Annotated in this window: 13 protein-coding genes; 11 read left to right on the top strand and 2 right to left on the bottom strand. The window is 41.7% G+C overall.

Features of this window, described 5'->3' with window-relative positions; genetic code table 11:
- Positions 1 to 382 precede the first annotated feature (382 nt).
- The 8 genes from hisG (at position 383) to hisIE (ending at position 7664) form a co-directional block, all read left to right on the top strand.
- Complete coding sequence (gene hisG / locus BCU94_RS13145) at positions 383 to 1282, top strand: ATP phosphoribosyltransferase (RefSeq protein ID WP_102437275.1); 900 nt, start codon at positions 383 to 385, stop codon at positions 1280 to 1282.
- Positions 1283 to 1308: 26 nt separating this feature from the next.
- Complete coding sequence (hisD, locus tag BCU94_RS13140; protein WP_102476649.1) at positions 1309 to 2595, top strand: histidinol dehydrogenase; 1287 nt, start codon at positions 1309 to 1311, stop codon at positions 2593 to 2595.
- 23 nt (positions 2596 to 2618) lie between these two features.
- A complete protein-coding gene (hisC, locus tag BCU94_RS13135; protein WP_102476616.1) occupies positions 2619 to 3686 on the top strand; it encodes a histidinol-phosphate transaminase in 1068 nt (355 codons plus the stop codon).
- Positions 3687 to 3812: 126 nt separating this feature from the next.
- On the top strand, positions 3813 to 4880 hold the full coding sequence (gene hisB, locus BCU94_RS13130) for a bifunctional histidinol-phosphatase/imidazoleglycerol-phosphate dehydratase HisB (protein WP_102437271.1): 1068 nt from the start codon (positions 3813 to 3815) through the stop codon (positions 4878 to 4880).
- A 9-nt stretch (positions 4881 to 4889) separates the two neighbouring features.
- Positions 4890 to 5528: an imidazole glycerol phosphate synthase subunit HisH gene (hisH, locus tag BCU94_RS13125; RefSeq protein WP_102437269.1), complete on the top strand. Its 639-nt coding sequence runs from the start codon at positions 4890 to 4892 to the stop codon at positions 5526 to 5528.
- On the top strand, positions 5525 to 6262 hold the full coding sequence (gene hisA, locus BCU94_RS13120) for a 1-(5-phosphoribosyl)-5-[(5-phosphoribosylamino)methylideneamino]imidazole-4-carboxamide isomerase (RefSeq protein WP_102437267.1): 738 nt from the start codon (positions 5525 to 5527) through the stop codon (positions 6260 to 6262). Before hisH ends, hisA begins: the two co-directional genes overlap by 4 nt.
- Complete coding sequence (hisF, locus tag BCU94_RS13115) at positions 6244 to 7017, top strand: imidazole glycerol phosphate synthase subunit HisF (RefSeq protein ID WP_102437265.1); 774 nt, start codon at positions 6244 to 6246, stop codon at positions 7015 to 7017. Before hisA ends, hisF begins: the two co-directional genes overlap by 19 nt.
- A 23-nt stretch (positions 7018 to 7040) precedes the next feature.
- On the top strand, positions 7041 to 7664 hold the full coding sequence (gene hisIE / locus BCU94_RS13110) for a bifunctional phosphoribosyl-AMP cyclohydrolase/phosphoribosyl-ATP diphosphatase HisIE (protein ID WP_102476615.1): 624 nt from the start codon (positions 7041 to 7043) through the stop codon (positions 7662 to 7664).
- A gap of 123 nt (positions 7665 to 7787) precedes the next feature.
- Here the strand turns inward: hisIE and BCU94_RS13105 are convergent, their stop codons facing one another.
- A complete protein-coding gene (locus BCU94_RS13105; protein ID WP_102437261.1) occupies positions 7788 to 8234 on the bottom strand; it encodes a DUF4826 family protein in 447 nt (148 codons plus the stop codon).
- A gap of 261 nt (positions 8235 to 8495) precedes the next feature.
- Between BCU94_RS13105 and BCU94_RS13100 the strand changes: the two genes are divergently transcribed.
- The 3 genes from BCU94_RS13100 to BCU94_RS13090 all read left to right on the top strand — a co-directional run bounded on the left by BCU94_RS13100 (position 8496) and on the right by BCU94_RS13090 (position 10887).
- Positions 8496 to 9527: a Glu/Leu/Phe/Val dehydrogenase gene (locus tag BCU94_RS13100; RefSeq protein ID WP_076537679.1), complete on the top strand. Its 1032-nt coding sequence runs from the start codon at positions 8496 to 8498 to the stop codon at positions 9525 to 9527.
- A gap of 338 nt (positions 9528 to 9865) precedes the next feature.
- Positions 9866 to 10288: a CBS domain-containing protein gene (locus BCU94_RS13095; protein WP_102476614.1), complete on the top strand. Its 423-nt coding sequence runs from the start codon at positions 9866 to 9868 to the stop codon at positions 10286 to 10288.
- Between the two features lie 254 nt (positions 10289 to 10542).
- Entirely contained in the window at positions 10543 to 10887 is a 345-nt protein-coding gene (locus BCU94_RS13090; protein WP_102437257.1) for a hypothetical protein, read from the top strand.
- Positions 10888 to 11037: 150 nt separating this feature from the next.
- Here BCU94_RS13090 and BCU94_RS13085 read toward each other — a convergent pair whose 3' ends face one another.
- Positions 11038 to 11427: a PliI family lysozyme inhibitor of I-type lysozyme gene (locus tag BCU94_RS13085; RefSeq protein ID WP_206747670.1), complete on the bottom strand. Its 390-nt coding sequence runs from the start codon at positions 11425 to 11427 to the stop codon at positions 11038 to 11040.
- Between the last annotated feature and the right edge of the window lie 1565 nt (positions 11428 to 12992).

The following is a 12992-nucleotide window of genomic DNA, read 5'->3' as shown; positions in this document are numbered from 1 at the left end:
ATAAACGCCTAAAAACCATGTAATCATCAGCCTGATATAAAATATATTTTTTATTTCAAAAAAATACAAAATATGTGTTTATTCTGTATTGCAAACAAACTTAAAAGCGGTTAACGTGTTTGTACACAAATTACAGTCTGTCGCAAAATAGGTTGTAAAAAAATTACATACGTTAATTTAAAGAGAATTTATTATGTTCATCCGAATCAATACAAATCATCATCATCACCATATGCGGTAGCCTTCGGATGCTAACTGCCGAAGGACTATTTCCTTCAGGCGGTGGACAAAATACCCAAACCCCTGAAAGAAATTTCAGGGGTTTTTTAGTTTTAGGTTTTAAATATTTGTTTTTTATATCAATTTTATTAGAGGCTTCATTATGAGCGAAAATAACAGACTACGTATCGCAATCCAAAAATCTGGCCGACTTTCAAAAGAGTCTCAAAAGCTATTAAAAAGCTGTGGCGTTAAATTCAATGTTAATGAGCAGCGCTTGATTGTGCACGCTGACAACATGCCAATCGATTTATTGCGGGTACGTGATGATGATATTCCGGGTCTAGTTATGGATGGTGTGGTTGATTTAGGGATTATTGGCGAGAATGTTCTAGAAGAAGAACAAATAGAGCGTCAATCACTGGGTAAACCATCAGATTGCGTTAAATTACGCGAACTTGATTTTGGTGCTTGTCGTTTATCACTGGCGGTGCCTAATGAATTTAGCTACCAAGATGCCACTTCTTTAGAAGGTTTACGTATTGCCACTTCTTATCCCAACCTGCTACGTCGTTATATGCAAGAAAAAGGCATTAATTACAGTGACTGTATGCTTAAAGGTTCAGTTGAAGTCGCACCACGTGCAGGCCTTTCTGACGGGATCTGTGACTTGGTTTCAACTGGTGCCACCCTTGAAGCCAACGGCTTATACGAAACTGACGTTATCTACCGTTCAATGGCTTGTATTATCCAATCAGCACAAGAGCAAGTGCCTGCTAAACAAGCACTTATCGATAAAATATTATCACGCATGAATGGTGTGGTTCGCGCTCGCGAAAGTAAATATATCCTGCTACACGCGCCAACTGAAACATTAGATCAAATTGTGGCTTTATTACCGGGCGCTGAAAACCCAACTGTGCTGCCATTAAACGATGATAGCAATCGAGTTGCTGTTCACGCTGTCAGCACTGAAGATTTATTCTGGGACACGATGGAAGAATTAACCGCCTTAGGGGCAAGTTCAATTCTAGTTATGCCAATTGAAAAAATGGCGGGGTAGCCTTTATGGCAAATGTGAAGCAGCAAATGCAAATTCTTCAATGGACCAAGCTTGATGCTAAGGCGCAGCAACAAGCCTTAGCTCGCTCGCCATTAATTGGTGATTATAGTGTTGAGCAAACCGTGCGCGACATAATTAATGCTGTGGTTAAAGACGGCGATCAAGCGTTAACGCTCTTTAATCAAAAGTTTGATGGCGTTGAAGTCGACACCTTAGGGTTAACTGAGCAGCAAGTTAATGCCGCCTGCGCCCGCGTATCTGATGAGGTGAAGCAAGCCATTGCCGTGGCCTCAGAAAATATTGAACGCTTTCATCAGGCACAAACCTTTAGCCCTATTGATGTTGAAACTCAGCCAGGGATCCGCTGCGAGCTTCGCTCTGAAGCTATTGAAAATGTGGGTTTGTATATTCCAGGCGGCAGTGCGCCGTTGATTTCCACTGTAATGATGCTAGCGCTGCCGGCAAAAATTGCTGGATGCCAACAACGGGTTTTAGTTAGCCCGCCACCAATTAATGATGCCATTGTTTACGCAGCAAAAGTATGCGGCATCACTGAGATTTATCAAGTTGGCGGCGCACAAGCAATTGCCGCCCTCGCCTTTGGCACTGAAAGTATTCCTCAAGTAGACAAAATCTTCGGCCCTGGTAATCGCTTTGTGACTGAAGCAAAACGTTTAGTATCCCAAGATGGTCGCTGCAGTGTATCTATTGATATGCCAGCAGGTCCATCAGAGGTATTAGTGATTGCCGACAAAGACGCTGAGCCTGCGTTTGTTGCGGCAGATTTATTATCACAAGCTGAACACGGCCCTGATTCACAAGTTATGTTAGTTACTGAGTCTATGGCGTTAGCTGAAAAAGTTAATATGGCGCTTGAGTCTCAATTAAAGACCTTATCGCGCAGTGATATAGCAGCTCAAGCACTGAGCTGTAGTCGCAGTATTATTGTGAATGATATTGAGCAAGCGGCTTTAGTGTCTAATTTATATGGGCCGGAGCATTTAATCATTCAAACCAACAACCCACGTGCAGTTCTAAAACAAGTTCGCGGCGCAGGTAGCGTGTTTCTGGGTGCTTATACCCCTGAATCTGTTGGTGATTATGCTAGCGGCACTAACCATGTACTGCCGACATACGGTTATAGCCGCTCTGTATCAAGCTTATCCCTTGCAGATTTTAGCCGCCGCTTTACCGTACAAGAACTGAGCGCCCAAGGATTACAAAGCTTGGGTGAGACAGTGATGGTATTGGCTGAAAATGAATTACTCGATGCCCATAAGCAAGCCGTTGCCATACGTTTAAACAGCCTGTGAAATAAAAGTGAAGTGAGATTAGGATGATGACTGATTCGATGAATACGCCAATAGCAGCCAGACTTGCACGACCAGAACTGCTTGAATTAACGCCTTACGAAAGTGCAAGGCGTATTGGCGGTCAAGGTGATGTATGGATAAACGCTAACGAGTCGCCATTTAACAATAATGAACTTGATAAGCTCAACCGTTACCCTGAATGCCAGCCAGCAAGTTTGATTAATGCTTATGCTGAATACTCAAAAGTGAGCGCAGATAAAATTGTCACTTGCCGCGGGGCTGATGAAGCTATCGAATTATTAATAAGAGCATTTTGTGTTCCTGCGGTTGATAGTATTGCGTGCTTTGGCCCCACTTATGGCATGTATGCCATCAGTGCTAAAACATTCAATATTGGCATCACCAACTTATCGCTGACCAAAGATTATCAGTTACCTGATGCTTTTGCCCAGCAAGTCGAGAATGCCAAACTGGTGTTTATTTGTAATCCGAATAACCCCACTGGCACCATCATGGATAAAGACACCATTGAAGCCGCTATTGCTGCTATGCCTAATGCCATTGTGGTGATTGACGAAGCCTACATTGAATTTTCAGCCCAATATTCTGTTGCAGACCTGCTCCCTAAGTACCCTAATTTAGTGGTGTTAAGAACATTATCAAAAGCCTTTGCACTGGCTGGCGCACGTTGTGGGTTCTTAATGGCAAATACCGACATCATTGATTTAATCATGCGAGTCATCGCGCCCTATCCGGTGCCTTTACCTGTTCAACAAGTGGCAGAAAAAGCCTTATCCGCAAATGGTATCTCCTTGATGCAACAACAGGTTGAAGCACTAAAAGTGCAAGGTAATAGATTATCCGCAACCTTAACTGAGTTTGGCGCCAAGGTATTACCTGCCAATGGCAATTTCATCTTAGCGGAATTTGAGGATGTAGAACGGGTCGCCGTCGCACTAAAACAAGCGGGCATTGTAGCAAGAGCCTACAAAGACAACAGACTTGCTTCGCGTATTCGTTTTAGTTTTAGCTCACCAGCCGATACCGATAGATTAATCACTATGTTCAGAACGCTAAAAACTCACTCTTAAACTAAATATAAAAAACGCTCAACCCCTATTAAAAATATAATCGCTGGATAAATAGCTACTCATAACGCATTAAATTAAGACGTTAACGTCCTGCGAAACAGAATGATAAAAATTGAAGGAAGTAAGATGAAACAGAAAATACTCTTTATCGACCGAGACGGTACTTTAGTTGAAGAACCAGCAGTAGATAAACAGCTCGATCGTTTAGACAAATTGGTGTTTGAGCCACAGGTTATCCCTTCTCTGCTTAAGCTACAAAAAGCGGGCTATCGCTTAGTCATGGTGTCTAATCAAGATGGTTTAGGCACAGACTCATTTCCACAAGCTGATTTTGATGCACCACATAACATGATGATGGACATTTTTTCGAGCCAAGGGGTGATATTTGATGATGTGGTTATCTGTCCTCATTTTGATGCTGACAATTGCAGTTGTCGTAAACCCAAGCTTGGCTTAGTCAAAGATTACTTAACCCAAGGTAAAGTGGACTTTACGACCTCTGCTGTTATTGGCGATCGCCACACAGATATTGAACTGGCTAATGCCATGGGTATTGCCAGCTTTCAATATCAGCGCGATGGCTTAGATTGGTTAGCTATTACCGATGCACTGCTCAATAAAGGCCGCACATCAGAAGTGGTTAGAACCACCAAAGAAACTGACATTAGAGTCAATGTGAACCTAGATGACACCAGTAAAGGCGTTATCAACACCGGCATTGGCTTTTTTGACCACATGCTTGATCAAATACAAACCCACGGTAATTTCAAAATGGACGTCACTGTTGATGGCGACTTAGAAATTGATGATCACCACAGCGTGGAAGACACAGCGCTTGCCATTGGCGATGCACTGCGCCAAGCATTAGGTGATAAACGTGGTATTGCCCGTTTTGGTTTCAGTCTGCCAATGGATGAAGCCAGTGGTGAATGTTTAATGGATATATCTGGCCGCCCTTTTATCAAATTCAATGCTGATTTTGAGCGTGAAATGGTCGGTGAGATGGCCACAGAAATGGTACCTCATTTCTTCCGCTCATTTGCTGATGGCCTTCGATGCACCTTGCATATCAGCACCACGGGCGACAATGATCACCACAAAGTGGAAGCTTTATTTAAAGTGCTGGGCCGCACCCTTCGTCAAGCCGTGAAAGTTGAAGGTGATATTTTGCCATCAAGTAAAGGCGTCCTGTAAGGAGTGAGTATGAATACTGACACTACTGTGATTTTAGACACTGGCTGCGCCAATTTAAGCTCGGTGCGCTTTGCCTTTGAACGCTTAAATGCCGACGTTATCGTGTCACGTGATCATGAGGTTATCAAAGCTGCCACCAGAGTAGTACTGCCTGGCGTAGGAACAGCTGGCGCTGCTATGGATGCCCTCAATAATCGTGATTTAACTGAGGTTATTAAACAGCTCAAGCAACCGGTTATGGGTGTTTGTCTTGGCATGCAAATGATGGCTGACAAGTCTATCGAACACGGTGGCCGCTCAGAAGCAGGCCGCAGTGACAATGATATTACTTGCCTTGGTTTAATCCCAACACAAATTGATCATCTTGATAGTAAAGGACTACCACTACCTCATATGGGCTGGAACCAAATAAGCGTGTCAGATCATCCGCTATTTGAAGGGATAGAAGATGGCAGTTACGTGTACTTTGTCCATAGCTTTAAGGCACCGATAAATAAATACACCATCGCGACATCAGAATACGGTGAAAAGTTTAGCGCCGCCATTGGCAAAGACAATTTCTTTGGGGTCCAGTTTCACCCAGAAAAAAGCGCCAATGTCGGCGCCAAAATATTACAAAATTTCCTAAACATGGGGAAACCAGCATGATCATTCCAGCAATCGATTTAATTGATGGCCAAGTAGTGCGTTTGTACCAAGGTGACTATGCCCAGCAAACCACTTTTAATTTAAGCCCATTAGCACAATTACAGTCATACCAAGACCAAGGCGCAAAGCTATTACACATTGTTGATTTAACTGGTGCGAAAGACCCTGAAAAACGCCAAATAGCACTCATTGGTGAATTAGTAGCGGGCCTGAGCACCGACATACAAGTTGGCGGCGGTATTCGCAGCGAACAGCAAGTTAAAGAGCTGCTTGAGCTAGGAGTTAAACGAGTCGTTATTGGCTCTCTCGCAGTTAAAGAACCAGCATTAGTTAAAAGCTGGTTGCTAAAATACGGTAGCGAAGCCATTTGTTTAGCACTTGATGTCAATATTAACCAGCAAGGCGAGAAAATTGTTGCAGTCTCTGGTTGGCAAACCGGTGGCGGGAAATCACTTGAATCCTTAGTCAGTGAATTTAAAACCGTTGGCCTTAAACATGCTTTAGTCACTGATATTAGCCGTGATGGTACCCTTCAAGGTGCTAACAATGAGCTTTATCAAGAGCTAGCAACCACCTACCCTGACATCAACTGGCAAGCATCAGGTGGCATTGCCTCACTTGATGATGTTGCCGCCGTAAGAGACAGTAACGCCGATGGTATTATCATAGGTAAAGCACTACTTATTCAAAACTTTACCGTTGAGGAGGCAATAACATGTTGGCCAAACGCCTAGTACCTTGCCTTGATGTGCGCGATGGCCAAGTGGTCAAAGGTGTGCAATTTCGTAATCATGAAATTATCGGTGATATTGAGCCCCTTGCTGCGCGTTACGCCCAAGAAGGCGCCGATGAATTAGTCTTTTACGATATTACCGCCAGTGCCCATGAACGGGTCATAGATAAATCCTGGGTTAGCCGGGTTGCTGCGCAAATTGATATTCCGTTTTGCGTCGCTGGCGGCATTAAAACCATTGAGCAAGCTCGGCAAATGCTGGCCTATGGCGCAGATAAAATCTCCATCAACTCGCCAGCGCTTACAGATCCTAGCTTGATATCAAGGCTTCAAGATGAGTTTGGCCGTCAATGTATTGTGATTGGCATTGATTCATTTTATGACGCCGACTCAAACAGCTATAAAGTAAAGCAATTTACTGGTGATGAAGCCGCCACTAAAGACACCCAATGGTACACCCAAGATTGGGTTGAAGAAGTACAAAAGCGTGGCTGTGGTGAAATTGTTTTAAATGTAATGAACCAAGATGGTGTGCGCGGTGGTTACGACATTACACAACTGAGCATCGTCAGAGCCATATGTGATGTACCATTAATAGCATCCGGCGGTGCTGGCACCATGGCACATTTCAAAGAGGTGTTTGAACAAGCGAATGTCGATGCCGCCCTTGCAGCGAGTGTGTTTCATAAAGGCATTATTGATATCAATGAATTAAAACAATACCTAGCCCAGCACAAGATCGCGATCAGGCTATAACTTACAAAACAACAGAGAACACTATGACAACACAAATTACCTTTGATGGCAGTAAGTTAGATTGGGAAAAACAACAAAACTTAATTCCTGCTGTAGTGCAAAACCACCTTACCGGTAAAGTCTTGATGCTAGGTTATATGGACCCAGCAGCACTGGCTAAAACCCTTGAAACAGGCAAAGTCACCTTTTTTAGTCGCTCAAAACAGCGCTTGTGGACAAAAGGTGAAACCTCAGGCAATACCCTAGATTTAGTCGCCATCGATCAAGATTGCGATAAAGACAGCTTGCTTGTGCAAGTCATCCCTAATGGCCCAACTTGTCATACCGGCACAGAAAGCTGCTGGGAAGATGGTAATGCCCATAGCTTTATCGATAACTTAACCAATGTGATTATTTCTCGCAAAGGCCAAAGCGCCGAATCAAGTTATACCGCATCTTTATTTGAGCGTGGCACCAAACGAATTGCCCAAAAAGTCGGTGAAGAAGGTTTAGAAACAGCACTAGCGGCAGCCACTAATGATAAAGAAGAATTGATCAATGAAGCTTCAGATCTAATGTATCACTTAATCGTGTTACTTGAAGATCAAAAGCTATCAATGGCACAGGTAAACCAAAACCTAATGCTGCGTCATCTAAATAGTAAGTAGTAGATAAGCCACTTTCTATAGCGTGAATTATTTACTGCAGATTAGGCAACAAAAAAGGCACTATCAAGTGCCTTTGTTATTTTTATTAAAAACAGCTAATTACGGCGTTTTAAAATATAGCTGCTAGGCTTGATCAGCCCATAGTTTTTCATCACCATGCATCTTATAAAGACTTTCAGCACGAGACACTAATAAGTTAGCAAACTTCAATTGAGTTTCATCTCGGGTCACCCCTGACTTATGTAGGTTTTCTGCTTTAAGTTGCCACATCATTGAAAAATGACGAATCGCATCGCGGGCAGTTGCAGCAACTTTAACATCAACATAATCAGACGGTAAATCACCAGACATCACCCAAAATGTTTGCTTAGTTGGCTGCTTGGACTCCATTTTCCAAATCGCTAAATAAGGCACTAAATAACGGCTTTCATCAGCAATGACTTTTGATGGTATTACACCTTTTTCAGCGAGAAATCGGTTCGCTTTTTGAAATTGTGTTTTTACCCATTCCTGTCTTAATTGCTCAGGATCTTGTTGCGCAGTTGTCGGCTCAGCCACTGATTCACTCATACTACCTTCCTATTTTATTGTTATTTGTTGTCATCATTAATTCAACAATTGCACTCATTTTCAGCTCAAAATGTTACGAAACGATTAAAAAGTTTACGTTTACGTAAAGTGGCAAGCAAAATTGCCACGTAGATCACAAAATTAAATGAATCTAACTTTGTTGAGAGTATCGCTAAATGCTATCGTTCTGCAATAAATATCATAAGCCGTCGTTAATCAGCAGTGGTTGACGACTAATAAATCGCACAGCGGAGATCACAAGTGGCTCTATTTAATCATGTCTCGTTTGATGAACACGAACAGGTCGTGTTTTGTAACGACAAAGAAAGTGGCTTAAAAGCAATTATTGCCATTCACAATACTAACCTTGGGCCAGCAGTTGGCGGGTGTCGTATGTGGAACTACGATTCAGATGATGAAGCACTGACTGACGTATTACGTCTTTCACGTGGTATGACTTATAAAAATGCACTTGCTGGATTAACCATGGGTGGCGGTAAGTCAGTGATCCTTGCCGATCCTAAAACTACAGATCGTGAAGCGTTATTCCGCGCTTTTGGCCGCTGTATTCATACACTTGGCGGTAAATATTTTTCAGCGGAAGATGTTGGCGTAACCACAGCCGATATCATGATTGCTCATGAAGAAACCCCATACATGGCAGGCCTTGAAGGTAAAAGTGGTGATCCTTCACCTTATACTGCTTTAGGTACCTACCTTGGCATTAAAGCAGCGGTAAAACACCAACGTGGTCTTGATAGCTTAAAAGGCCTTAAAATTTCAGTTCAAGGTGTGGGTCATGTGGGATATTACTTATGTAAACACCTGCATGAAGAAGGCGCTGAATTAATCGTAACTGATATTCATCAAGCATCACTTGATAAAGTGGCGACTGAATTTGGCGCGACAGTGGTTGCTCCACAAGACATTTATACTCAAGATGTTGATGTGTATGCGCCATGTGCTTTAGGTGCCACTATCAATGACACGACTATCCCGTTATTAAAAGCAACGATTGTTGCTGGTTGTGCCAATAACCAATTAGCAGAAGTACGCCATGGTGAAACATTAAAAGACATGGGTATTTTATACGCCCCTGACTATGTCATTAATGCTGGCGGTATCATTAATGTTTCGTTTGAAAGTGACTATGATGCAGCTAAATCAACTCAAAAAGTTGAAGAAATCTACAACACGCTACTAAAAATATTTAGCCAAGCTGATGCAGAAAACCGCACCACAGGCGATGTTGCTGATGATATGGCACGTGCCATTATCAATGGCGCAAAGTAACTGTTAGCGCAGTTGATTTAATAGCAGCCGATTAAGTAAAAATACTTAAACGCACATTAATTGCTAAAGAGCACCTATTTAAGGTGCTCTTTTTGTTTCCGACTTCTGACGGGTCAATAAATTAACTTTATACCCATCTTAAATCAATTTTAAATTTATCTTTCAATTCCTGTTTAAACTCAGCTGTTAACTCAGCGATAACTCAGAAATAAGCTTTGAAAGCTTTGAACTGTACACCTCAAAGTAGCTGAATTTAACCTCATAAAATGTATCTTAATTTGATATTTGTTGTCGCTGCAATTGTCTGATATAACTTAATAAAGGAATGGGAGGAAGCGATGAAAACAATTGAACATGTAATGAGTCCTCGAGTTGTCACTGTTGAAATGGATGACAGAATAACTATCGCTAAAAACATTTTTGATAATATGCCATTTCATCATTTAGTGGTGAAGGATGAGCATAATCAAGTTGCAGGTGTTTTATCACGAAAAGATTTATTTAACGCCATAAGTCCCAATTTAGGCACAGCTGCCGAGTTAACCCGCGACATTGATACACTGCAAAAACGAGTTCATCAGGTAATGTCACACCATCCGATCACCATAGGGCCAGAGATAACAATTGAACAAGCCTCACAAATATTACTAACTGAAGGTATAACTTGTTTACCAGTACTTAAAAACCAACAGCTTATTGGAATCGTAAGCTGGCGAGATCTGCTATCTCATTATTGTCATTTAGGCTGCAGCGCCGCTTAAAAAGGCATCTAGTGATTGCAGGTATATCACTCTCCACTTATTCGCCCCTTGAGGTTAAAATCATTGCCAATCTCAAGTGTGGCCCCCTGTATTACGCCGAATATACAAGTATTGTCAGCTTTTGAAATAAAAAATATTTTCCTTATCTCAACAAGTACATAGTCTAAGATTCAAAAATAGTTCATCTGATAAACTGGAAAACGTCATATTTGTCTGCTTATCTTAAGGTAGCTTTAGCAGCCAAGGAGTAGGTCATGACAAGTTTTACATATCAGCTGAATCAAGAGAAAATTGAGTTGCATGCCAGTGACTGGAGTGGTGTTGAGCGAGTATTAGTTAACGACAAAGTGGTTTCAAGCAAAATTAACTTTGGTCAGCGTAGTACTCACCAAATTAAGCTACAAAATGGCAAACCTTGCATGTTGCAGTTGCTTATTGATCCCCAAACAGAACAGCTTACCTGTCGGGTGTACAAGCAAAACGAATTGATTGCCAATTTGAAAGAAGGTAAAACCAAGCTGTTAAGCAGTAAAATTATTTTTGAAGCCAGTGTATTACTCGCCTGTTTAGCAAGCTTAGGGCTTTACTGGATGAGTTAGAGGCTTATTGGCTTGTGTGCCTTTGACTTGTTAAATTAACAAGGCTGCTAAAATCTATCTCTCCACACAATAAAAGCCACTTTAAGTGGCTTTTTGGTTATTTATTCATTCATTGAATACAACATAGGAATAAAGGCCGTAAATGCCCTATTAGCATAATGACAAGCTGTCATTATTGATACAAACCAGCTGCGTGTTTTCATAATTACCGCTACCTGCAGTTACTGTGGTAATGGTTATTTTGCGAAGCGGTTCAGACTCAATAGCCACCGACAATATGGTGCCATCTCGGGCAATAATCAGCCCATCAATAAAATCTCCCACATTTAAGTCAGCATATAATTTAATGCTCATAGTACCAATTGATCGTGGTTCAAGCCGCCCTTCTGCAATCACGACCGTTTGATTATTATCCAGTGGATACGCTTTAATAAAGGTGCCGCTAGTTGAGGTGGATATCTGATAACCATCCTTAGCATAGGAAGGACTAGCAAGGAACAAAAGCACAGCGCTTATTAACATCATTAATTTTAACTTCATCATGTCACCTATATATCAGTCAGTAAACTTAACTATAGCAGTTGTTTAGACTTCTTAGAGCAAGATCTCTTTCAAGCTAGATAGTAACTTTCTAACTTACTTTTGATGGCAGATATTAGCTTGCTAAAGCGTTTATGCCCCATAGCCATTTTGAATAAATCAACGTCGCGGTACTGAGTTCACAGCAGATTTATAACGCTGGATTTCACTTAATTTCCAAACTCCGTTTGGATTAACGTCGTGGCGCTTCGCCCCTTCTTTTGCAAAGAGCAGAGTCAAGGGGGAAAGCGCACACATTTTACAAAAGAAGCCCTTAACAATCCCTCAGCACCCCAACGAAAAATGCTGAAAAACGCATGATTTTCGACGGGGATTGATCCAGCTTCTGACTTCGTTTGTAGACTGCTTCGGTCTTATTCAAAAATGCTAGCGCTTCCGATGGTGCATCCATGCACCGCGAAAGATAGCTTGGCATCCATGCCAAGCTCACGGTCTTTTCTCGATGACCTCAATTCATATTGAGTCTTTTAGCTGATTAGATTCTTGGTTTTTTTAGCTTTTTTAATTGCCACGAATACACTCAAATCGAAGAGATAATAATCCCGGTGTAGATGCAGCAGCGAGCTTCTGACTGCCAAGGATGGCAAGAATGTCATTATTTGTCTGGAACAAATTTGACCAAAACATGGCGAAGTTTCACAGTGTGAAACGCTCTGAGCGAGAGGCAAGGATGCCGAACTGGCCGTTTAACATGGATGTTATTTGTTTTGGCAGAGCTTACATGGACCTTTTGATTTATATAAAGAGTGCAGCGTCTCGCAGTTGTATCTGCACAAAAGGTCGCTCTTTCACATCTGACCCATAGGGATTTGGGAAATGTCATGATGATGTCGGGAACATCATTGACCATGTGATCGCGACATTTGTATATCCTATACATCACCTGCGGCAGGCAATGGATTAAATTGAAGTAATGGACTATCGTAACGGATCCAATATAAATGAAGTATAAAGTTGGTGGTCGTAAAACATTTTGCCCCAAAATGAGTTGGTGCTAGCAATGGGATAATCAGCATAACCTTACTTTTTCTAATCGATTATGACCGCCTTACTTGTCGTCCAAATGACTGGTTGCCTATACAGGTATAACTGATTTTCTCCAAATTGAGATAATTCTGGCACCAAAGGATGCGTAAAATGAGCTTTTTACGCATCGATAATTTTGTAACATTCGAGAAAACCCATACATATCAATCTACTGCGAAATTTTTTAAAGTGTTGTATAGACCTCGTAAACAAAGACGCATTCTTTTTCCGGCAGTATTTTGAGCATTACTTACGTATTCGCGAAAATATTCGATTTACAACAAGGACTTAGCGATGGTATCTTTGAGGTTTGAATTGAGCAGCCTGGAACATTATTGAGCTGCTAATGAATAAGCTGTTCTTGACCTGCGGTAGACGATTTTTAGCAAAAAAGAAGTGATATTTAAGTCTAACCGAAGGAATAGATAGAGCCAAACGTGAGGGAAGAAACGCCTAATTTATGATAGCTTGAAGGCACT

Source organism: Shewanella sp. 10N.286.52.C2, from assembly GCF_002874545.1.
Lineage (GTDB): Bacteria > Pseudomonadota > Gammaproteobacteria > Enterobacterales > Shewanellaceae > Shewanella.
Note: the sequence above shows the minus strand (reverse complement) of the source record. Positions and strands in the feature narration are given on the sequence as shown.